The sequence below is a fragment of the Ruminiclostridium hungatei genome (genome assembly GCF_002051585.1).
Taxonomy (GTDB): Bacteria; Bacillota; Clostridia; order Acetivibrionales; family DSM-1351; genus Ruminiclostridium; species Ruminiclostridium hungatei.
In genome coordinates, this window is record NZ_MZGX01000029.1 from 56,028 (window position 1) to 78,732 (window position 22,705).

Annotated in this window: 20 protein-coding genes and 1 tRNA gene; 10 read left to right on the top strand and 11 right to left on the bottom strand. The window is 43.1% G+C overall.

Features of this window, described 5'->3' with window-relative positions; genetic code table 11:
• Positions 1-114 precede the first annotated feature (114 nt).
• Positions 115-3,348, top strand: a complete 3,234-nt coding sequence (locus CLHUN_RS18540; protein WP_080066117.1) for a DEAD/DEAH box helicase — start codon at positions 115-117, stop codon at positions 3,346-3,348.
• Between the two features lie 138 nt (positions 3,349-3,486).
• Here CLHUN_RS18540 and CLHUN_RS18545 read toward each other — a convergent pair whose 3' ends face one another.
• Together CLHUN_RS18545 and pepF are read right to left on the bottom strand one after the other, a co-directional pair.
• Entirely contained in the window at positions 3,487-4,602 is a 1,116-nt protein-coding gene (locus tag CLHUN_RS18545; RefSeq protein ID WP_080066118.1) for an aminopeptidase, read from the bottom strand.
• Between the two features lie 78 nt (positions 4,603-4,680).
• On the bottom strand, positions 4,681-6,486 hold the full coding sequence (pepF, locus tag CLHUN_RS18550) for an oligoendopeptidase F (protein ID WP_080066119.1): 1,806 nt from the start codon (positions 6,484-6,486) through the stop codon (positions 4,681-4,683).
• Positions 6,487-6,848: 362 nt separating this feature from the next.
• Between pepF and CLHUN_RS18555 the strand changes: the two genes are divergently transcribed.
• The 5 genes from CLHUN_RS18555 to CLHUN_RS18575 all read left to right on the top strand — a co-directional run bounded on the left by CLHUN_RS18555 (position 6,849) and on the right by CLHUN_RS18575 (position 11,067).
• Entirely contained in the window at positions 6,849-7,979 is a 1,131-nt protein-coding gene (locus CLHUN_RS18555) for an SPFH domain-containing protein (RefSeq protein WP_080066120.1), read from the top strand.
• 223 nt (positions 7,980-8,202) lie between these two features.
• On the top strand, positions 8,203-9,351 hold the full coding sequence (locus tag CLHUN_RS18560; protein WP_080066121.1) for a TFIIB-type zinc ribbon-containing protein: 1,149 nt from the start codon (positions 8,203-8,205) through the stop codon (positions 9,349-9,351).
• Between the two features lie 175 nt (positions 9,352-9,526).
• Positions 9,527-10,138 (top strand): hypothetical protein, encoded by a 612-nt coding sequence (locus tag CLHUN_RS18565; protein WP_080066122.1) that lies wholly within the window; start codon positions 9,527-9,529, stop codon positions 10,136-10,138.
• Positions 10,139-10,268: 130 nt separating this feature from the next.
• A tRNA-Arg gene (locus CLHUN_RS18570) sits at positions 10,269-10,345 on the top strand.
• A gap of 227 nt (positions 10,346-10,572) precedes the next feature.
• A complete protein-coding gene (locus tag CLHUN_RS18575) occupies positions 10,573-11,067 on the top strand; it encodes a CHAP domain-containing protein (RefSeq protein ID WP_080066123.1) in 495 nt (164 codons plus the stop codon).
• A 183-nt stretch (positions 11,068-11,250) separates the two neighbouring features.
• Here CLHUN_RS18575 and CLHUN_RS18580 read toward each other — a convergent pair whose 3' ends face one another.
• A complete protein-coding gene (locus CLHUN_RS18580) occupies positions 11,251-11,814 on the bottom strand; it encodes a YcxB family protein (protein ID WP_165755796.1) in 564 nt (187 codons plus the stop codon).
• A gap of 417 nt (positions 11,815-12,231) precedes the next feature.
• On the opposite strand from CLHUN_RS18580, the gene CLHUN_RS18585 reads away from it, so the two are divergent.
• On the top strand, positions 12,232-12,603 hold the full coding sequence (locus CLHUN_RS18585) for a hypothetical protein (RefSeq protein ID WP_080066125.1): 372 nt from the start codon (positions 12,232-12,234) through the stop codon (positions 12,601-12,603).
• 25 nt (positions 12,604-12,628) lie between these two features.
• Positions 12,629-12,760 (top strand): hypothetical protein, encoded by a 132-nt coding sequence (locus CLHUN_RS22745; protein ID WP_278247566.1) that lies wholly within the window; start codon positions 12,629-12,631, stop codon positions 12,758-12,760.
• A gap of 96 nt (positions 12,761-12,856) precedes the next feature.
• On the opposite strand, the gene araD is transcribed toward CLHUN_RS22745, so the two are convergent.
• The 5 genes from araD to CLHUN_RS18610 all read right to left on the bottom strand — a co-directional run bounded on the left by araD (position 12,857) and on the right by CLHUN_RS18610 (position 18,847).
• The gene (araD, locus tag CLHUN_RS18590) at positions 12,857-13,546 is read right to left on the bottom strand and encodes an L-ribulose-5-phosphate 4-epimerase (RefSeq protein ID WP_080066126.1); all 690 of its coding nucleotides are present in this window, start codon (positions 13,544-13,546) and stop codon (positions 12,857-12,859) included.
• A gap of 25 nt (positions 13,547-13,571) precedes the next feature.
• A complete protein-coding gene (locus CLHUN_RS18595; RefSeq protein WP_080066127.1) occupies positions 13,572-15,179 on the bottom strand; it encodes a xylulokinase in 1,608 nt (535 codons plus the stop codon).
• Positions 15,180-15,287: 108 nt separating this feature from the next.
• Positions 15,288-16,769, bottom strand: coding sequence for an L-fucose/L-arabinose isomerase family protein (locus CLHUN_RS18600; protein ID WP_080066128.1), 1,482 nt, complete (start codon positions 16,767-16,769; stop codon positions 15,288-15,290).
• A gap of 140 nt (positions 16,770-16,909) precedes the next feature.
• Positions 16,910-18,001 carry a GntR family transcriptional regulator gene (locus tag CLHUN_RS18605; protein ID WP_080066129.1) on the bottom strand — a complete coding sequence of 364 codons (1,092 nt, stop codon included), beginning with the start codon at positions 17,999-18,001 and terminating at the stop codon, positions 16,910-16,912.
• 186 nt (positions 18,002-18,187) lie between these two features.
• Positions 18,188-18,847 carry a hypothetical protein gene (locus CLHUN_RS18610; RefSeq protein ID WP_080066130.1) on the bottom strand — a complete coding sequence of 220 codons (660 nt, stop codon included), beginning with the start codon at positions 18,845-18,847 and terminating at the stop codon, positions 18,188-18,190.
• A gap of 210 nt (positions 18,848-19,057) precedes the next feature.
• Here CLHUN_RS18610 and CLHUN_RS18615 point away from each other — a divergent pair, with 210 nt between their 5' ends.
• Complete coding sequence (locus tag CLHUN_RS18615; RefSeq protein ID WP_080066131.1) at positions 19,058-19,543, top strand: hypothetical protein; 486 nt, start codon at positions 19,058-19,060, stop codon at positions 19,541-19,543.
• Positions 19,544-19,948: 405 nt separating this feature from the next.
• On the opposite strand, the gene CLHUN_RS18620 is transcribed toward CLHUN_RS18615, so the two are convergent.
• Complete coding sequence (locus CLHUN_RS18620; protein ID WP_080066132.1) at positions 19,949-20,338, bottom strand: secondary thiamine-phosphate synthase enzyme YjbQ; 390 nt, start codon at positions 20,336-20,338, stop codon at positions 19,949-19,951.
• Positions 20,338-21,018: a DNA/RNA nuclease SfsA gene (sfsA, locus tag CLHUN_RS18625; RefSeq protein WP_080066133.1), complete on the bottom strand. Its 681-nt coding sequence runs from the start codon at positions 21,016-21,018 to the stop codon at positions 20,338-20,340. Before sfsA ends, CLHUN_RS18620 begins: the two co-directional genes overlap by 1 nt.
• 233 nt (positions 21,019-21,251) lie before the next feature.
• On the opposite strand from sfsA, the gene CLHUN_RS18630 reads away from it, so the two are divergent.
• On the top strand, positions 21,252-21,632 hold the full coding sequence (locus CLHUN_RS18630; protein WP_080066134.1) for a desulfoferrodoxin family protein: 381 nt from the start codon (positions 21,252-21,254) through the stop codon (positions 21,630-21,632).
• 111 nt (positions 21,633-21,743) lie between these two features.
• Here CLHUN_RS18630 and deoC read toward each other — a convergent pair whose 3' ends face one another.
• Positions 21,744-22,412, bottom strand: a complete 669-nt coding sequence (gene deoC, locus CLHUN_RS18635; RefSeq protein ID WP_080066146.1) for a deoxyribose-phosphate aldolase — start codon at positions 22,410-22,412, stop codon at positions 21,744-21,746.
• Positions 22,413-22,705: the final 293 nt, after the last annotated feature.

Below are 22,705 nucleotides of genomic sequence, written 5' to 3' on the forward strand. Positions count from 1 at the left end.
TATAATAAAGTCATTACTATTCGGCTGAAAGCCGATTGGCCCGAGGGCAAAGGCTTCATCCACAACCAGCCTTGCGGGGCTATAATAAATAACCATGAACCATGGAGTAAATGAATGTTTCAGATTTCAAACGACAGTATATACTATCTATCTACACCTATAAAATTTAAGAAGGGCATGGAATACTTTAATTCCAACAGGGTAAAATCCGTTTCTTTCAACGAGGAACATATGCTTTTTGATGCAACGGTAGTAGGAACCCGTCCTTACAATGTACAAGTTCAGTTTGACAAGGATGGGCGAATTAAAGGCTATTCCTGTACCTGCCCGGATAATTTCAAAACTGAGGCCTGCTGCAAACATATAGCCGCAGTTTTATTTCTTGTAAAATCAAAGGATGAACAGGGCTTCTTTAACTCAACCTCTCAAAAAAAAGCTGCAAAGGAAATTTTTGAATATTTTAATAATAGATCAGGAAATATTAAAACAGCCCTAAAAGTCGAATATACCCTTGAATTGCTTAAAACAAAGGCAGCTTACATAAAAAGGGGTCCAGCCGCGGTTCTCACTCTCAGGGTTGGCAGCGACAGGCTGTATATTGTCCGAAATACCGCCGAATTTTTGGATTGTCTGAAAAACAATAAGGAGCTGATATATGGAAAGGGCTTTTCCTTTGACCCTGCAATACACAGTTTTAGTGACAGGGATGCGGCAGTTATTTCTTATCTCTCTGAGATGTGGCAAAATGAGAATCTGATTGACTATCTTACAGGAGATATAAAAAAGCAGAGCGTCTTTAAGGAGAAGGAAATATTTTTGTCGGACGCTGCACTTAAAAGACTCCTGGAGCTTTTCGGGAAGCTTTCCTTCAATGTTATTGTTGACGGTCGTACAATTGAGGATGTATCTGTAATAGCCGGAGATATTCCCATAGATTTTACCTTGACAGGAAATGCCGGTTCGGTTGACCTGGACATAGACCTTATGCAGCCCCTTCATATGGTTACTGTGGACTGCGAGTATTTCCTGTATGACAAAAGGCTATACCAGGTTTCCTCATACCAGAAAGAATATTTGAGGCCCTTTCTGCAGTATGTACAGAACGAAAAAAGCAATAGAATCAGTTTTGTTGACAACGATAAGGAACGCCTGTTTACAGAAGTGCTTCCCTTTATTGAAAAAACCGGAAAGGTTTCCATAGATGAAAATCTGAAGGCTATGGTTGAACGGCCTGAATTTGAACCGGAGATTTATCTTGACAGGTTTTCGGATATAATCACTGCGGACATTAAGTTCAAATATGGTGACAGATTGATTAATCCCTTTTCTGCCGATAGAGTAAAGCCCTCTCTGGAAAAAATACTTATCCGGAATCTGGAAGCCGAAGGTGAAATACTGGATATACTGGCTGAAACCGATTGCAAGGTGAGCAGCAATAAGATATACCTTGACGAGGAAGAGAAAATATTCGATTTTGTGAATTATGTTATCCCAAAGCTTCAGGAGCGTGCTCAAGTGTTTTACTCCGAAAGCTTTAAGGCCATGAGCTTTAAAAAGCTGCCCTCCTTCTCGGGTTATTTGAGATTGAACAGTATCAGCGGATTTCTGGAGTTCAATTTTAATATTGAAGGGGTTGAACGGGAGGAGCTGGCAAGCATATTTGAAAGTATCCGGCAGAAGAAAAAATATTACCGCCTTAAAGACGGAGCCTTTCTTCCGCTGGAGTCGGAAAGTCTTATGAATATGTCCGAAATTATAGAACAACTGGACCTGAATTCAGCGGACATAGCGGCGGAGTTTGTCCAACTGCCCAAATACAGAGCCTTATATATAGATAATATGCTCAAGGAAAGCGGAATGAAATTTTTCGAGCGCAATACAGGCCTTAAGGATTTGATTCACGATATCCAGGACCCGGCAGAAACAGAATACAAAATACCCAAAAGCATTAAAGGAACTCTCAGAGATTATCAAAAGCTCGGCTTCAAGTGGATGAAAACCCTTTCCCACTATGGCTTGGGAGGAATTCTGGCGGACGACATGGGACTTGGGAAAACCCTGCAGGTCATTACTCTCCTGCAATATGACAAACAGATAGCCGGAAACTGCCCTTCTCTTGTTGTGGTTCCCACCTCCCTGATATACAACTGGTGCTCCGAGGTTCAGAAGTTTGCTCCTGACATGACCGTAACAGCCGTCGTAGGCAGCAAGGCGGAGCGTCAGTTGCTTATACGCAGCGGTATTGATACCGATCTCATAATCACTTCCTACGCTTTAATCAGAAGAGATATAGAGGATTATAAGGCGTGCAGCTTCAGATATTGCATACTGGATGAGGCACAGCACATTAAAAACCCAGTGTCCCTGGCCTCCAGGGCAGTCAAGCAGATAGCATCCCAACACAGACTTGCCCTCACAGGCACTCCCATGGAAAATAACCTGACGGAACTGTGGTCGGTGTTTGATTTCATACTTCCAGGCTACCTTCGTTCGCATTCGAAATTTGTTGAAAAATATGAAAGCCCCATTTCAAAAGGGGACAATTCCTCCCTGTGGAGTCTGGGCCGGCAAATCAGACCGTTTGTATTAAGAAGGTTGAAGCAGGATGTCCTAAAGGAGCTGCCTGAGAAAATAGAGCATGTTATAGAGGCTGAGCTCACCCAGGAGCAGAAGAAGCTCTATATCGCATACCTGGAACAGGCCAAGGGGGAATTATTCAGCGAAATAGACGAAAAAGGCTTTGAAAGAAGCCAGATTAAAATCCTCTCCGTATTAACCCGGCTTCGACAGCTATGCTGCCACCCATCCCTGTTTATGGAAGACTATGAGGGTGGCAGCGGCAAGCTTCAACTGCTCAGAGAGGTTGTCGAGGATTCCATAACTGCCGGGCACAGAATACTGCTTTTTTCCCAGTTTACTTCCATGCTGGGCATAATAAGGCAATGGCTTGAGGAGTCGGGCATATCCTATCTGTACCTGGACGGCGCCACTCCTGCAGATGAAAGAATCAGACTTGTCCGGAACTTTAACGGCGGCGAAGGAGCAGTTTTTCTGCTGTCACTGAAGTCCGGGGGTACAGGTTTGAACCTTACAGGCGCCGATACGGTTATTCATTATGACCCCTGGTGGAATCCGGCCGTTGAAGACCAGGCCACAGACCGCGCCTACAGAATAGGCCAGACTAAGACGGTGCACGTTATGAAGCTGGTTACACATGGGACCATTGAAGATAAGATTCTCCATATGAAAGAAAGAAAAAAGCAATTGGTAGATGCAGTCATACACCCTGGAGAAACCTTGCTTACCAAGCTGACCCGCCAGGAGCTCACAGAACTGTTTGAGCTGTAACCACAGCTTTGCGCCTTTGGTGGTTTGACTGCATAATATGCATGTTGTGCATGTTGCACTGCACTCACTATGCCTACTTGCCGGCAGTGCTCCTGTACAGTCCTATTGGCGTACAGGAACACTGCTTCACATATGACTCTACTTCAAATTTTCGGGGTTTAAGCCCTGAAGCTCTGCAGGAACAAAAAATCCGTCTTTTCTTATAAGCGTGTCGTCAAACCAGATTTCTCCTCCTCCGTATTCCGGCCTTTGTATAAATACCAGATCCCAGTGGATTGAGGACTTGTTTCCGTTGGGAGCTTCATCATAGCAGCTTCCAGGTGTGAAGTGCAGGCTTCCCTTGATCTTTTCATCAAAGAGGGTATCCTTCATTGGTGTTTCAATATATGGATTTACTCCTATTGCAAACTCTCCCACATACCTTGCCGCTTCATCAGTATCAAAAATTTCATTTATTCTTCCTGTGTCATTGGCTGTGGCTTTGATTATCTTCCCGTCCTTAAATTCAAGGCAGATATTTTCAAAGGTGACGCCCTGGTATACAGCAGGGCAATTGTAGCTTATAACGCCGTTTACAGACTCCTTGACAGGTGCTGTAAATACCTCTCCGTCAGGAATATTCATTTTACCGTCGCACTTTATTGCAGGTATTCCCTTTATGGAAAAGGACAGGTCGGTGCCCTTCCCTGTAATCCTCACCTTGTCAGCAGCCTCCATCATTTTTACCAGAGGGTCCATAGCCTTCGACATTTTCTTATAATCAATATTGCATACATTGAAGTAGAAATCCTCAAAGTATTCAGTAGGGGTATTTGCCAACTGCGCCATTGAAGGGCTGGGATATCTCATAACACACCATTTGGTATGGTTGACCCGCTGTTCTGAATGCACCGGCTTTGAAAAAAGGGACATGTATATTTTCATTTTGTCCGAGGGCACCGAGCCTTTTTCACTCACATTATCTCCGGAACGTATTCCGATATAGGCATCCATGTCCTTCATGCGCGCCAGTTCGTACCTGGCCATATCCTTCATCTGCTCCTCGGTGCACTGTTCAAGCAGTACTCTTTCAAGCCCGGGATTCTTAACAGTGAGGTAGGGTATGGCACCGACTCTGTAGGCTTCACGGATTAAAGCCCTGGTCAGCGGCACCTCATTGCCTATGTTTTCAATGAGAAGCTTTTCCCCTGCCTTCAACTCACAGGAGTAATTTATAAGATTCTCAGCAAGCTTTTCTATACGCGGATCCTTCATTTTTCATCTCCTCCAAGACAATTATTTTATCTATGCTATGTCTGCGAATCAAACCTTGCAGCACCTCCGCAGGCTTCTCTATTTGAGCAGCTCCTCCAGTTCATCCAGCGTCTTTTCAAATACCTTCAGGGCATCCTGGACTGGCTGCGGTGAGGATAGGTCTACTCCGGCTGTTTTGAGAAGCTCCAGCGGATAATTTGAACCGCCGCTCTTCAGGAATTGAATATATTTATCGACTGCTGGTTTCCCTTCGGTAAGAATTTTCTCTGCTATGGCTGTGGCGGCTGAGAAGCCTGTGGCATACTTGTAGACATAGAAGCTGCTGTAGAAATGAGGAATCCTGGACCACTCCATTGCAATATCCTCATCAACCGTCACCGCTTCCCCGAAATATTTCCTGTTGAGCGCCAGATACATATCGCTCAATTCCTGCGCGTTCAGAGCCTCTCCCTGTTCCACCTTTTCATGTATGGCTTTTTCAAACTCTGCAAACATTACCTGTCTGAAAACCGTTCCTCTGAACTCCTCCAGATAGTGGTTCAAAAGATAGGCCTTTTCCTGCTTGCCGGAGGCTCTGGGCAGCAGATACCTCATGAGCAGGGATTCGTTAACCGTGGATGCCACCTCTGCCACAAAAATCTTATATTCAGAATACACGTAGGGCTGTGTCATATTGGTATAATAAGAATGCAGTGCGTGGCCCATTTCATGTGCAAGTGTGAAAACATCATTTATCATGCCCTGATAGTTCAGCAGCACATAGGGGTGCGTTTTATAGGAACCCCAGGCATATGCTCCGCTGGTCTTTCCTTCATTTTCATAAACATCTATCCAGGAGGCTTCCATACCCTTTTTCAAAAAGCTCGTATATTCCTCTCCCAGTGGCTTTAATGCCTCTATAACAAGGGTTTTGGCCTCTTCATAGGGTATTTTCTTGTCAAACTCCTCCACCATAGGAACATACAGGTCGTACATATGAAGTTCATCAAGCTTTAAAACCTTCTTCCTCAGCTTTAAATACCTGTCAAGCAGCGGAAGGTTCTTGTTGACGGTTTCTATAAGTGTCGTATAGACATCCACGGAAATATTGTCATTGTCCAGAGATGCCGCCAGTGCCGACGGGTACTTTCTGACCAGGGAGTAAAACCTGTTTTTCTTCACATTGCCTGTCAGGGACGCTGCCAGAGTATTCCTCATTTTTTTATATGAACTGTATACTGCCTCGAAGGCATCTTTTCTCACCCTTCTGTCCTTGCTCTCAAGAAATGCCACGTATCTGCCCTTGGTAACCTCAACCTCTTCCCCCTCTTCATTCCTTATGTAGGGAAATTTAATATCGGCATTATTGAACATTGTGAAAACGTCTCCGGCAGTATCGGCTATTTCCGCCGACATAGCCAGTATCTGCTCTTCCTTCTCGGATAGGATATGCTCCTTTTGTCTCAGACTTTCCTTTATGCTGAACAGGTAGACCGACAAATCCTTGTTGGCTTCTGCATATGACAGCAAGGTATCCTCCGGAATGCCAAGCATTTCAGGTACTATAAAGGATACCGAAGCATAGACCTCGGTTACCAGGGATGAAGCCCTGTCCGTAAGTGCCTGATAGGTGGGGTTTCCATTGTCCTCATCCCTCTTCATTCTGGCATAGACAAAGACCTTGTCGTTCAAGGACAGCAGTTCGTCACTTTTTTGAAAGCATTCCAGCAGCTTTTCAGCGCTCTCTCCCAGCCTGCCCTGACAGCCTTTTATTTGCTCCGCCAGCTCCTTCACCTTTTTAAAATCCTGTTCCCATGAAGAAATATCACTATAAATATCCTCCAGTTTCCACTTGAACCCGGAATCAATCTCCGCTCTCTTTGGTAACGCATTATTAGTTGACATGTTAATACCTCCCTTATCTTATTTGGATTGCAGGATGGCAGCACCTGCACTTAAGTCTGAAATTGCATCTCTGCTCACACTTTAAAACTCAATTATTAGTTTATCAATTTTTTAATAAAAACTTGCATGTATATATTTTTTTTATTGAAGGAAATACATGCAGTTACAATAGATTATAAAGCAAGCCCGGGATATTTTCCACGCATTTCCTTTGATTTCAATTGATTTTTATCTCCGGATTATTACAATAAAAGTATTTTTATGATAAAGTATAGAAGTAAGTGTTCTTTTTTTAAACTTCGTACTATCTGAAAATTAATACTTTAAACTTATATCTTATAAATAAATTCCGGGAGGTCTATATGGGATTATTTGATTTTATTAAATCACAGTTCATAGAAGTTATTGAATGGACCGATGACAGCTCAAATGTCATGGTTTACCGTTTCCCTGTACAAAATAAGGAAATCAAGATGGGAGCTCAACTGACGGTGAGAGAATCCCAGATGGCTGTTTTTGTGGACGAGGGCCAGCTCACGGATATTTTTTCGCCCGGCAAATACACCCTTGATACTCAGAATCTCCCTTTGCTGACAAGGCTAAAAGCATGGAAGTATGGGTTTAATTCACCCTTTAAGTCGGAGGTTTACTTTATTAATACAAAGCAGTTTACAAACTGCAAGTGGGGGACCACCAACCCGGTAATGATGAGGGATGCGGAGTTTGGAATGCTCCGCCTGAGAATGTTCGGAACCTATTCCTTCAAGGTGGCGGACCCTGCGGTTTTCCTCAGAGAGGTTTTTGGAACTGCCGCCCTGTTTACTGTCGATGGAATTACCGGCCAGTTGAAGAGCAAGATTGTTTCGGGAGTTTCGGACTTGTTGGCTGAGGCCGCTATTCCGGCTCTGGACCTTGCCTCAAAGTATGATGAAATTGCCGGACTGACAAAAAACAAGCTGGATGCGGCCTTTGCACAGCTCGGACTTACACTGTCCTCACTTGTGCTGGAAAACATATCTCTTCCCGAAGAAGTTGAAAAGGTCCTTGATAAACGTACATCTATGGGAATCATAGGGGATAACCTCAATCAGTATACAAGGTATCAGGCTGCTGAAGCCATAGGAGATGCAGCGAGGAATCCCGGCGGCGCCGCAGGTGCAGGTGTGGGGCTGGGTGCAGGACTGGGTATAGGCAACCTGTTTGCCGAAGCCTTTTCGGCGGACAGCACCCGGCAAAAATCTTCCCCGTCAGGTGCACCTGGGCAAAACCAGCAGCCGGCACAAAGTCAGCCGGTACAGAACCAACAGTCGGAACATAGTCAGGAGCCCGGCAAGATAAAATGCGGTTCCTGCGGTGCGATGCTTGCACCACAGGCCAAATTCTGCGCCGAATGCGGAACGAAGGCAGGGCCCGTAACCATCAAGTGCGCAGGCTGTGGAAATGAGCTGCCGGGCGGAAGCAAGTTCTGCCCGGAGTGCGGTCAAAAGCAATAGTCGGAACAGTAAGTACAGTAAGTACAGTACGGGCAGTTGTGAAAGCCATACTGGTGTACAGCCCGGACAGTCAGCCCTGTTAAAATGCGCCGGTTGAGACTATTATGGGACTATTAAAAGAATATCAAATGGACAATCAGGTCAAACCTGGATTGCCAATGGCTGAAGCAGCTATCTGACCAGCCGCTTTTATAAATTTGAGGCTACACATGAGGTTAACTTTATGAGTGATATAGAATCAGGCAATGCCGGAACAAAAACAAATCCGGAAGGTGTGCCCCAGACTGCCGCCACCTCCTTCAAATGCCCTTCCTGCGGTGGTGTCATGGTCTTTGATCCCCAGGCTCAGAGCTTGATATGCGAATATTGCAAACAACAAATAAATATGGAGGACTCCAGACAGCATCCCACCGCCTATGGCTTTGACAGGGACAGCGAACTGGAGCACCAGGTATGGGGTGAAAAAAGTCATGCTGTAAAGTGTAAGAACTGCGGGGCAGAGACAGTATTTGACGCTTATGTGGTTGCTGACAGATGCCCCTTCTGCGGGAACAGCAATATTCAGGAGGAGGTGATTACCTCCGGTATCACCCCTGAAAGTGTAATTCCCTTTAAAATAACCTCTCAGGCTGCTGCTGCACTTTACAAAAAGTGGCTCAGCAGAAAATGGCTTGCCCCCTCAAAGCTCAGAAAAGGCGCCAATAACCAGCAAGTAAACCTGACAGGCATGTATGTACCCTGCTGGTCCTTTGATGCGGATACAAGCTCTTTTTACACGGCTATGGCGGGAGAATATTATTATGTGACTGTTTACAGAACGGAAACCCGCAATGGAAAGACCGAGCAGGTGGCCCATCAGGAAAGGCGCACCCGATGGTATCCGGTATCAGGCCAGTATGTGGAAGATTTCAGAAACTATGTGGTGGACTCTTCCGTTCATATTGAAGACAACATGTATGCGCGCATCCTGCCTTACGACATGGAGGAACTCACCCCCTACAAGTCTGAATATCTGTCAGGGTTTAAGGCAGAGCGCTACTCTGTGGATTTGAAAACCGGCTGGGAAACTGCCAAGGAACGGCTGTCAGGCTTTATTGCAAGAGGTATAGAACAGCAGATACATGCCGATGAAATAAGCAACCTGAGATTTAAAACCGCCTACAGCAACAAGAAATATTCCCATATACTGCTTCCTCTGTGGTTTTCATCTTTCAAGTATAAGGAGAGGAATTACGGCTATATGATTAACGGGCAGACAGGCAGGGTTGACGGCAAGTGTCCCCTTTCTCCCTGGAAGGTTACTCTGTTGATTGCAGGCATTCTCGCTCTCGTAGGGCTGGGTTATTTTCTTCTGAATACGTATACGGGCTGATATTTCCACAGGCTGAATGTACTTATGGAAGCTGAATATCTCTACAGAGGCTGGATACATTTACACTAGCTGAATACGTTTACCATATACATTTATATATAAATGAAATGCGTATACCATTGCGGTATAAACATGTGCTGACTCGGCAGTCTGCAGGAAAGGCAGGATTGAAGACATGAGAATAACTAAAAAGACCGTTGCGGCAGGTGCCGTATTATTTTTAGCAGTTCTCGCAGTTCTTATAATAAATTCAGGTCTATTGGGCTTGTGGTCCAAAGGCATTGCCTGTATAGCCAATAATACTGATGAATACGGCACTTCCGCAGGGGGTGCTTTTCAAGGTGAATATTCTGTTACAATAGATTTATCCAATCTGGAGGGAAATACAGGCAAGGTGCTCTACAGCGACAAAACCCATAAGATATATGTTTCGTGGCTTGATAATAACCAGGGGAATGCACCGGGAGAATACCGCATTTTATTCAAATCGGAAGGGGAATACTCCCTTAAGGGCGCCTCACTTATTTCAGGTATCCAGCATGCCACTGTGGATGATAACTCCTTTACCCAGATTCTCACTGCCAAAATGACAGCCCGGTACAGGGGCAAAACCTATGCTTCCAGAGAATTCAGCACCAGCGGCTTAAACTACAAGGACGGAGACGAATTCGGCTTCTATATCTTCCCACAGGAGGCCTACCAGCAGAAGGAAGTTGCTTTTAACGAGACCGGAAAGGTTGTTTTGACCATATCCAATCTCTATGAAAATGTCTGGAATAGAAGATAGCACAAGATTATTGATGGTTCTGTAAATGGCTCAACAAGCGGGGTTTAACAAGCTGTTTAATCAATTACTTACAAACCGTTGACTTTTCTGTCAATCATGGTATAATTTAAAAACGTTGGAATTATTATATGCGCCCGTAGCTCAGTAGGATAGAGCGTCGGTTTCCTAAACCGCAGGTCGCACGTTCGAATCGTGTCGGGCGTACCAGAGAAAGCCGCTTGGCTGTAGAGATACAGTGAGCGGTGTTTTTTTATTTACAGATTCTTAGGAAACCACTTTGGACACCAACTTTTAATAACTATACAAATTTAACAAATATTTTAACAAAAAATAAACTCCTCTGAATATGTTCCGGAGGGTACGGAAATAATTTTACATTTTTTTACTATTATTATATAATCCGGAATAACAAATAAAGTAATGGAGGATTCAATATGAAAAAGAAAATAATAAGCCTAAGTTTTTGTGCTTTTTTTATCCTATCTTTTAGTCTGTTATATGCAGCACAAAGTAATGTTGAGTTAACTAAAAGCATGCAAGTAGTAGATACTCTCGACAAGGTAGATGCTCTTTATAGACCTGGAACTGTTGAAGATGATTGGTCGGACTCTACATACAAGTGTGCAGCATATCCAATTAAATATTTTAAAAGCCAATATAGCGTTAACCTATCCGGCCTGGGTACTAATGGAACTCCATCTGTTTCGAGTGGAAAAATTTCCGTTGTAACAACCCCTCAAAAAGGCGATTTGGCCTTCTGGGCTTCTAGTCCTCATAGTGCAATTGTAAAATCTGTATCCGGGGGTAAGGCTACGCTGATTGAACAGAATTGGAAATACCTGAGTAACGGTAAATGGTATGCAACAATAAATAGGGAAGTATCTACTACTGCAAGCGGATTAAAATTTTACAGGTGGAGTAGTAAGTAAATTATTTGGATTGAACAAAGGAGCCGTTGTATTAAAGAATTAGTGTACGTCTCCTTTGTTCTTCACTTTCCTTCTGTCCTAGATAAGACATTAAAACTATATTGCATATTCTGTATCACTCCACTTCTTTTTGCTTCCCATAATTGAATTTTTGTTTTTTGCTCAGTACAGTACCTCCCGAAATTAAGTACTATATAATGATTTCTTTTTTAACGATAGTTTTTTCTTAGGTAACTTTTCCGTAAGAATATTTTTTAGTACTTCAATCTGCTCGGTGTCCTTGAAGTATTTTTTAGGAATCAGAATCAAGCTGTTTTCACTTGGATATATTATAAAATTATTTTTGCTTTCTATGACTTTGGATATGCCATTCCATGAAATATTGTTTTCCATTTTATATATTATCGTGATACCAAAATCGGAAAAAAAGTAATTCATTCTTATAATCTTTTCAGCATTAAATTCTTTTTTATTCAAGAGCCAGTTTTTAACTAAAATAAGGATAATAATGATTGGAAAGATAACTGCAATTGCTACCCCCGGCAAATGGGATGAAATATCTCTTTCATAATTTATAGCACTTAAACCAACAGTCATAAATAATTGGATAATATAAATCAGGCTAAATACACTTATTCCGGTCATCACGCCATATTTTGGTTTGTTGAGAAGCAACCTGTATTTGCATAATAATACATCTTTTTCGTTTAAGCTGACATCAACACTAACGGTTTCACTTTTATACATTATAATAACCTTTCTTTTCAGATTCACCATAGCTAGGCTTTGTTATAGTACTTTAATGAATAGCTATTTGGGAATATGCTTATCTATTTCATTCGTTTAATTTTTAATTGAATTTTTAATTTTGTAGTTTCTTATTTAATACTTTACCAAATCAGTTATACAAATTTATCATATAACCTGGATTAATAGCTAATAAATGTAGTAATATTTTACCATTTGTTTTTCATTAATGTAAACCTACAATACCTGAAGCCTGATTTCAATAATCCACTGCCAATACAACGCAGTAAGTCCAAAAACCAGTTAAGGCCACCCCCATCAGAACACTAAATTTTCACTTCCCAAATCCTTACAGCTTTAATTCCTCCGCTTATTATGCTATACTCAATATGCATATTTATATATGAGAGGTATGAAATGACTCTGAAGAATTCAGCCCGGCCTGTTTTTTTGTTAATAGCTGTCCTTATGCTTTTGCAACTCATGCCGGTCAATATTGACTATGCAGATGAGTCTCAAATTCATACGCAAAATTCCCAGGTGTTCATATCTGCAAAATTTGTTTATACCAATGTATTTTTCATTCACAATGAGAACCAGAAGACACTAGTTCATAAAGTACAGATAAATAACACTTATACGTATACTCCTCAAGTAACCGGCCAGAAGCTTTCTCAAACGGGCCAGGCAACTCCCGAAGTACCTTTTGACTATAGAAAACTCATACGGCAATCAATCTCTGAGCATTTTAACGGCAGCAAGTTCAAAGAAAGCCTCCCTGTTATATAAAATTTATATAACGGAGGTGATATTCATGGATGGTACACTTATCGCTGTTATAGTGATTATGGCAATTATATGCATCGGCGGACCGATTCTCGGACACTACGCGTCAAAAGCCAGCGAAAAGCATGAAAAAGAAAAATCCGACAATACTCAAAAATAACAATAGCTAAATAATTAAGTTTAAAATAAAAGAATACAGGTATTTGGAACACTTATCCAACGCCTGTATTCTTTATTTTTTAAATGGCTGCTTATACTATTTCTGCCCGTAATAGGCATTTGCCCCATGCTTTCTTAAAAAATGCTTGTCCAGCAGCACCTGGGGCATAGCCTCTATAGCCGGGTTTAATGCCCTGCTCTGGATTGCCATCATGGCTACTTCCTCAAGCACAACAGAGTTATGCACCGAGTCGGCAGCGTCCTTCCCCCACGTAAACGGCGCATGGCTTTTTACAAGCACTGCGGGTACATAGTCAGGCTTCAAGTCTTTAAAGGCTTCTATAATCACTGCTCCGGTATTCTCCTCGTAGGCTGACTCAATTTCAGCTTTTGTCATCTCACGTGTACAGGGAATTTCACCATAAAAATAGTCTGCGTGGGTGGTCCCGTATGCAGGTATTCCCCTTCCTGCCTGGGCAAAGGCAGTGGCCCACCTGGAGTGGGTATGGCACACTCCGCCTATATGCGGAAATGCCTTGTATAAGGCCACATGCGTCGGAGCATCGGAGGATGGTTTTAAATTACCTTCCACCACCTTGCCGTCAAGGTTGATCAACACAATGTCTTCCGCTGTCATAGCCTCATATTCAACCCCGCTGGGTTTAATGGCCACAAGCCCGCTCTCCCTGTCTATCCCGCTTACATTTCCCCAGGTGTATGTTACAAGCCCACGCCGGGGCAGCTCAAGATTTGCCTTTAAAACTTCCAGCTTAAGTTGTTCCAGCATAATTTATTTACCTCACAAGTCTGTCCTATTTCAAATTTTCTATTGCCGATCTTTCAATTTCCAGCCCCCGGGTATACCGCTGCATAAATTCATTAAAGCCCTCAACGTCCGCCGGATCAGGTTTCATGCTATCCCTGCGTGTTCCGGCAAAGACCCTGTTCCTCAGAAAATCCTCCAGTGGCTCTTTTTCTTCCTTGTTAATCATATATGCTGCCAGCAGTGCGATTCCCCATGCACCGCCTTCACCTGCACTCTCCATAACTGAAACCGGAACATTGACAGCGGCAGCCATGACCTTCTGTCCCACTTCCTTTGCCTTGAAAAATCCGCCATGGCCCATTATTTCATCAATCTTAACATCTTCCTTTTCCAAAAGGATATTCAGCCCGGTTTTCAAGGCACCCAGCGATGTAAATAAATTCACCCGCATGAAGTTAGCCAGGTTAAATTTGCTGTTTGAGGCTCTGACAAACATTGGACGTCCCTCTTCAAAGTGGGTAATGTGCTCACCTGAGATATAACCATAGGCCAGTAACCCTCCGCAGTCGGGGTCTCCCTGAAGTGCTGCGCCCAGCAAGGTATCATACAGCCTTGGTTTGTCAACCTCAAGTCCCAGCAGCTTTACAGCTTCTGTAAACAGCCCCATCCAGGCATCATAGTCCGAGGTACAGTTATTTGAATGAGCCATGGCCACCAGCTTTCCATCGGGTGTCGTAACCAGGTCTATTTCAGAATAAGCTCTGGAGAGCTCCTTCTCCAAAACCACCATGGCAAAGACAGAGGTCCCTGCGGATACGTTGCCTGTTCGCGCAGCAACGCTGTTGGTAGCCACCATACCCGTACCTGCATCGCCTTCGGGCGGACAGAGAGGGATTCCAGGCTGAAGCTTTCCGGTGGTATCCAAAAGCCGGGCACCTTCCGCCGTCAGTTCTCCCGCTCTGGTGCCGGCTACAAGTACTTTTGGCAGAATGTTTTCAAGCTGCCATGGAATATTTTTTTCACTGTTCAGCTCGTTGAACTTTCTGATCATATTTTCATTGAAATTTTTAGTGCCTGTATCGATTGGAAAAACACCAGAGGCTTCCCCAATACCCATGACCTTTTGTCCGGTCAGCTTCCAATGGATATAGCCGGCCAGGGTTGTCAGGAAATCAATATGTTCTATGTGCTCTTCCCGGTTCCGTATTGCCTGGTAAAGGTGTGCTATGCTCCACCTTTGAGGAATGGGATATTCAAACAGCCGGGTTAAGGCTTCGGAGGCCTGGCCGGTAATGGTATTGCGCCATGTGCGAAATGGCGTCAAAAGCTCCCCGCTCCTGTCAAAAACCATATAGCCGTGCATCATCCCGCTTATCCCGATTGCACCGGTTGTCCGGATATCCAGTCCATATTCGCCTTTTACCTTTTGGGACATTTTATTATAGCTGCTCTGGACACCCTTCCAGATATCCTCCAGGCTATAGGTCCATATGTTGTTTATATAGCTGTTTTCCCAGTCGTGGCTGCCTGTTGCTATTGCAATATTGTCTCCGCCCATAAGAACCGTTTTGATTCTTGTTGACCCCAGCTCTATACCCACTGATGTCTGTCCGTTGATAATGGCACTTCTGGCATTATTGTATTCGAGACTCATTACTTTTCTCCCTCTTGGGCTTTACCCTCCCCAAATGTTGTGTTGTTAACAGCCCGCCCTTAAGTATCAGAACGGGCCTGAGCAAAATTGTCAAAACCGTAAATTATATTATTTAAAAGGATTTTCATCCTTGTACAGCATGGCTGCAGGCTGATTGAAGGCTACGTCCTCCACTCCTAAAAGCTTCATTGTTGCAAACAATATCTTGCCCACGTGCTGGAAGGCAACTCCTCCATGGTGAGGATATCTCCTGGCTATGAGAACGTGCCTGTAGAACCTTGCCATTTCCTTAATTGCAAATATTCCTATTCCTCCGAAGGATTTAGGATCAACGTCAATAATTTCTCCCTCTGCGACATAGCTTTTCAACTGACTGTCAGCAGTGCTCTGAAGCCTGAAAAAGGTTATTTCTCCCGGTCTGATAGCTCCTTCCAGAGTTCCTCTTGAAATATCGGGCTCCTTGTCAGGTTCCAGCAGTCTGCGCATAATAAGCTGATACTTCATTGAGTAGTTCTTCATCTGACAGGCAGGAGTGTTTCCGCAGTGGAAGCCCATGAACAGGTCGGTGAGGGAATAGCCTTCAAATTCCTTCCTGTTATTGTCATACATATCCTTTGGTACTGAATTGTTTATATCCAGGAGTGTGGCAGGCATCTGTGTGGCGCAGGTGATTATGTATTCACTCAACGCACCATAAATGTCTGTTTCACAGGCCACAGGTATACCCATGGAGGCAAGCCTGGAGTTTACATAGCAGGGAACAAATCCGAACTGTGTCTGGAACGCAGGCCAGCATTTATTTGCGAATACTACATATTCTGAGGCTCCCTTATTGGCTTCCGCCCAATCCTTCAGGGTCAGCTCATACTGTGCCAGCTTGGGAAGAATTCCGGGGTACCCGTTTCCGCCGCCCAGCTCCTGTTCCATTTCCTTGATCAATGCTGGTATTCTGGGATCATCCTTATGCTTGTTAAAGGCTTCAAAGAGATCCAGCTCGGAGTTTTCCATAACCTCTACGCCAAGATCGAACAGAGATTTGATTGGCGCATTACAGGCAAGAAAATCCTGAGGTCTTGGCCCGAAGGTTATTATTTTCAGCTTGGAAATACCAAGTAAAATTCTTGCGATATTCTCAAAATCCTTTACCATATCTGCTATTTCATCAGCAGTTCCAACCGGATACTCAGGTATATATGGATTTAATTTCCTAAGAGCAAGACTGTAGGAAGCGTTCAACATACCGCAGTACGCGTCGCCTCGGCCATTTATGAGATTGTTCTCAGTCTCCTCTGCTGCCGCCGCAAACATCACAGGGCCGTTAAATTTCTGGGCAAGCAGGGCTTCCGGGCCTTCCGGGCCAAAGTTACCCAGGTAAACAACAAGCGCATTAACCTCCGCCTGCTTTAATTCATCCAGTGCCTTCAGAACATCCTTTTCGTTCTCAACTGCAGTACAGGCCTCAAAAATTTCCAGATTCTTCTGCGTACAGGCCCTGACCACCGCCTTACGTCTCTCAACGCTCAATTCCACCGGGAAACAGTCTCTGCTTACCGATACAACTCCAAGTTTGACCTTTGGAATATTATTCATAATTGCCTCCTCATTCTTATAAATAATTTTATAAATAAATGATATGTTCATTTCTGAACACATCATTTATACAGCTATTTTTACTACATCCAGATGCACGTTGTCCATCAAACTCCTGCATACAAGTAGATAAATAAAACTTATCTCTTCCTGCAGGATTCCCTTATGACAAGCTCAGGTTCCATAACCCTTTGAACCGGCATTTTCAGATAATCCTTGCTCTTCAGCATTTCCAGCAGTATTTGTGCGGCAGCCTCACCCAGTCTCTCCTTGGGATGGCTGACACTTGTAATTTTTACGGGACAGCTTTCGGAGATATAGGAGTCATCAAAACCTGTAATTGAAATATCCTCAGGGACTTTGACCCCCAGGCCGTTCAGCAGCTCAAAAACTCTGAAGGCCACAACGTCATTGTAGCAGGCTATGGCATCAGGCTTAATTTCACCTTCCAGCATATGCCGTATTGCACAATATGGGTTATCCGCCTGCTCCTCCGTACCAAACCATACCACCAGTTCCGGGTTGTAGGGCAAGCCTGCCTCACTAAGGGCCCCGACATATCCTCTATGCCTTTCCAGCCCCTGTATATCATCAGATTTGAATATTCCTGCAATATTTTTATGTCCAAGCTTTATCAGGTATGCCACAGCCAGATACATTCCCTTTAAATCATCCAGCAGCACACGCGGCTTGCTTTCAAGCTGCCGGTAATAGCCATGAATAAATATATACGGTATTCCGTGCCTGTCCAGTGCCTCGTAATATTTCATATTGCGCAATTCCAGGGCACTCTTTGTAGGCTCTATTATCAGGCCCTCAATGTTCTTCTGAAGCACATCCTCCAGGCAATAAGCTTCCTTGCCCGTGTCATTGTTGGTATTCTTCAGCACGATACTGTATCCGCTGCCGGATAGTACGTTGTCAATTCCCTGAATAACCTTGGGAAAAATATACTCGGAAATATAAGTGGTGACTACTCCTATATTCCGCGATACATTTCTTGTACTGCTCCTGTCAAGGCAGTAGGTTCCCCGTCCATGCTCCGTATATATAAAGCCCTCATTGGCAAGGATTGAAATGGCTTTTCTGACGGTGTGCCTGCTCAGAGAAAACTTCTCGGTCAGCATGTTTTCAGAAGGAATCTGTTCTCCCGGCTTTATCCTTCCCAATAATATTTCTTCCTTTAAATACTCTGTAAGCTTGTAGTATTTAGTCTGGCTATTATTTTGCATCGTAGTCTCCTAAAGAAGCAACTTGTACGTACATCTTAATTATACTCAATTCGCCTATTGTATGCAACCTTGCATATATGATTTTTTACCGGACTTTCACCGGAGCAGCCTCTAATGTAAAAAGTCATGGCATGCAAAAACCGGCACCACCTTTTATGGTGCCGGTTTTTATCAAGCCGTGTATTATTATCTTATTGTATACATGTATTCCTGCTTATCCAGCTTGAAAGTCAGCACTAATGGATTTTTTTCCTTGTCAACCTCCTGGGGACAACTGATAAGATATCTTATGCCTTTTGTTTGCAGGGGATCAATTGCAGTTATATTCGCATATGTAAATCCGGTCAGGCTGTCCTCGGGCACTGCAAATGCGTCATAGATATAGCCATTGTTGTAATTGGCTTCCACCGTCATTATCTCATCACATGGCAAAACCTGCTTCTGCAGATTCTTTACATCCACGTCCACATGAATGTATACCTCACCTGAATCAGCCGCATAATGGGTATAAACTCCGTTCGTCTTGTCAGGAAGCACATCATAGGTCAACTCAACTTTTTTGATCTTTATTTCCATATTGTCAGTAGTTATTTTATCCCCTGCCTTAAGCCCTGCAGGTTTATCAGCAACCTCTCCGGCAACAGCTTTAGTATCCTCGGCGGCATCAGAACCTTTTAATTTTTCTATTTGCTCCTTAAGTTCCATATTCTCTTTTTCCAGCACACTTACTTTTTTCTGCAATTCCGAAAGCTGCTCTGAACTGCCTGTTGCATCCTTCCCCTCTGAAGTACATCCTGCCAAGCCTATACATAAAATAATAATCAATAAAATACTTGTCTTTTTCATTAATGTGCCTCCCTTTTTTTGTATCATTTTTATTATACGACACATTCCTTGTAATTCCTACCTTTTCCGTCCTTGAAAAAGTGTCGGGATGGCTAAGACCTTTGTTCTACTGAAAAGCGTAACATCACGCTTTCAGAAATCATATAATTATGTATACTACTTTTATTTTCAGCGATACTGCTATTTATAGATAAGCAAGGAGTGACTCAAATGGAAGCAAATATTGATCCTGTTACTGAACTGGCAGTCAGGTTGAAGGAGGTTTCAATAAGGAACACCGCTGAAGCCATATATGATAAAATAAATCTCTCAAAGCAGAAAAATGTTGATAAAGAGACCATAAATGTGCTTGAAGAAATTATAAACAACCTGGTTACAGACAAAAATGAATTGATCCAGATTACCAAATGCTATGAGCAGGAGTTCCTGACACAGGACCTCTCCGACCAGGATATTGAGTATATTACCAGAGAATTACTGCCTATAGTAACAACCTTTCTTCCCTTCAGCGGAGGTGACAATGAGTTTGTTTCAACAATAAAAAAGATACTGTCGGCTGAGACCTTAAAAATACTCAAGCTTTTAGGCTTTAACTATAAAGAGGCCATAGGACAGCCGCTAACTAACCTGGTATCTCAGACAATACAAAACCAAACCAACAAGCTTGCTGGAAACAAGTCGTCCTACAAGAAATAACTATTGCTGCTTATTCTGCTATGTGGATATCCTAATCTGCGCTTTCAACAGATAATCCCCATATATATAGTGATATCCACAATGTTATCAACAAAATGTAGTTATTCTGTGTATAAAATCTTGTATTTTTTAAAATAATCCACAACCTTTTAACATTATATACACCCTCGTTGTATATAACCTGAGTGTGGATTATTTTATCTGCTTATCTACATAAAATCCCCACATATATTGGATTATCAACAGGTTTATTAACAAAATACAGAGTTTTGTGGATAATCCTCTGCAATTCGAACATGTTATCCACAAAACTGGCCTGTTATGCACACTTTTATGTGGGTAATTTGTCCTATAACTTATAAGACCGGAAATCTGCCGAGTCCTCTTAAGCTTAATCAACATCTATTACAATACCTTTACGTAGAACTTTCTGTTCCTGGGACCGTCAAACTCACAGAAATAAATTCCCTGCCAGGTTCCCAGAACGGGTCTGCCGCTTTGAACTATTACATATTGGCTGCTCCCCACGGCACTGGCTTTCAGGTGTGCTGAGCTGTTACCCTCCATGTGCCTGAATTCCGCCCTGTCCGGATAAGCCTTGTCCAACCCCAGCAGCATGTCTCTTACCACATCGGGATCAGCATTTTCATTTATTGTAATTCCCGCGGTGGTATGGGGACAAAACACTAAAACAGCACCCTCTGCAATTCCACTTTTAGTTACCGACTCCATTACCTTGCCCGTGATATTATAAAAGTTCTGCCTTTCAGTCTTTAACGCATATTCATAAATCATTACAGCTTCACCTCTACTCTTTCTGATACAGTTATATAATCATTTCCAACATCACAGTCACAAGCCATAACCTTTACCCCTTTTGACTGTGCAAGCCTGATAATGTGTGCAAACGCCTCGTGTGTCTCTGAATTCGGAGTAAAGTACTTTACCCCTTTCATCTGTATAATGAACACTATATAGGCCTTGTACCCTTCGTCCACACATTCCATCAGCTCCCTGATGTGCTTTACTCCCCTCTCTGTGGGGGCATCAGGAAACAGGACTATGTTGTCCTTCTCCAGGGTAACCCCTTTGACTTCTATGAATATCCTGTCCTTTTCTGTTTCAACATAAAAATCAAACCTGGAGTTGCGGAATTTGGCTTCCGGCTTGATCAGGGTAATGTCCTTCAGGAAGTTGCCCGCCGCCATCCACTCCTGGAAAACCTTATTGGGCACCTGGCTGTCCATATTAACCATTCTTTCACCTTTCATCACCCCTATGAGATCATATTTGGTTTTACGGGATAAAGTATCAAATTCCTGGACGAATACTGTAGCTCCCGGCGTTAATAATTCCCTGCACCTGCCTGTATTCTTCACATGGCATAATTCAATACTTCCATCCAGTTGAATTTTTGCGATAAATCTGTTGGGTCTGTCAATAAAGCTTGCACTTCTGATATTCCGGTAATTCACTCCAGGCCTCCCAAGGTATGATTATTATAAAGATTATAACCCCGTATGTCACCATACATCAATATGTACAGCGAATTTTAAGCTTGTTGGTATTTTTATGTTTTATAACAAAAAATCAGGGTATAAAATATAACAGGTTTGGATAAAAGTATATAATGTATCTCTGGATTGGTAAACTAATAAAATTGTAAACCGGCAAGAGAACATGAAAAATAACGAGGGGAGATTTGAATATGAAAAATGAGGTTTCTTTTTTCCGCTGTAAGCATTGTGGAAATATGGTTGCATTAATAAAGAGTGGCGGAGGAACACTTGTCTGTTGTGGAGAGCAAATGGAAAAGCTGGTTCCCAATACAACCGAGGCGGCTGTTGAAAAGCATATTCCGGTATCGCTCAGAAGCAACGGAAGTATAAATGTTGAAGTTGGTTCAGTGGCACATCCAATGATAGATGTTCACTATATTGAATGGGTGGCTGTGGTTGGCGACGAAGGCTTGGAAATAATCAACCTGTTCCCCGGAGATGACCCCAAGGCTATTCTGAGTGACAAGAAAAACGCCGAAGTTTATGCATACTGCAATATTCACGGCTTATGGAAAGGTGAAGTAAAATAGCTTCATGAATTTTTCCCTTTCACAATAGGAGTATTCAAAAAAATGTCCCTGTGGCTGTAGCCCCGGGGACATTTTTTATTGTCCGGGAAAGTGGCTTTGCCACCTTTGTTTTCAGTATCCGCTTCCAATATTTTTTTCCCTGGTTGCTATAGCTATTGACGCACTTGCGCCGATTCTGCTGGCTCCCGCTTCTATCATCGCCTTGGCAGTTTCATAGTCACGGATGCCACCGGATGCCTTTACTCCCAGCCCGGGCTTCACAATCCCCCTCATGAGCCTTATATCTTCAACCGTCGCCCCGCCTGAGCTAAAGCCGGTTGATGTCTTGACAAAATCAGCTCCCGCCTCCTTGCATATCCGGCAGCAGAGCTTCTTCTCTTCCTCATTGAGCAGGCAGGTTTCAAGTATCACCTTGACAAGTGCTTTCCCTTTTGCCTCCTGCACCACAGCTTCTATATCCTTTTTAACATATAATTCATCACCTGACTTTACGGCACCTACATTTATTACCATGTCTACTTCCTGAGCTCCATTGCATATGGCCTCGGCAGCCTCGGCAGCCTTAACAGCGGTTGTAGCAGCCCCCAGGGGGAATCCGATAACCGTACATACCTTGACCTTGCTGTCTTTTAAGAGCTGGCTGCACAAGCTGACATAACACGGGTTGACACATACCGATGCAAAACCATACTCCAGCGCCTCACTGCATAGTTGCTCTATCTGGGCTTTTGTGGTATCAGGCTTCAGAGCTGTATGATCTATTAAACTTGCAATATTCATATGAAATCCCCATTTCCGCTGTGGATATGTCCTATCCAGGCTTTTTATTATTCTGACTGTTCCGAACATAAAATATATTTTTAACACCTCCTTTATTATCACCAATTGGCTGGTAAATTACAAGAAAAAAAATAGGTTAGTCGCCATCGACTAACCATGTAAAGGGGGTCAAAATGTATTTTGTGAGGTCAATATTATATTAGCCAAAAAATGAAATATTTATACAAAGCATTAAAAAATAATTAGTAAAATAATTTCACTGATAAATGTAAATAATATAGTGTAAATAATAT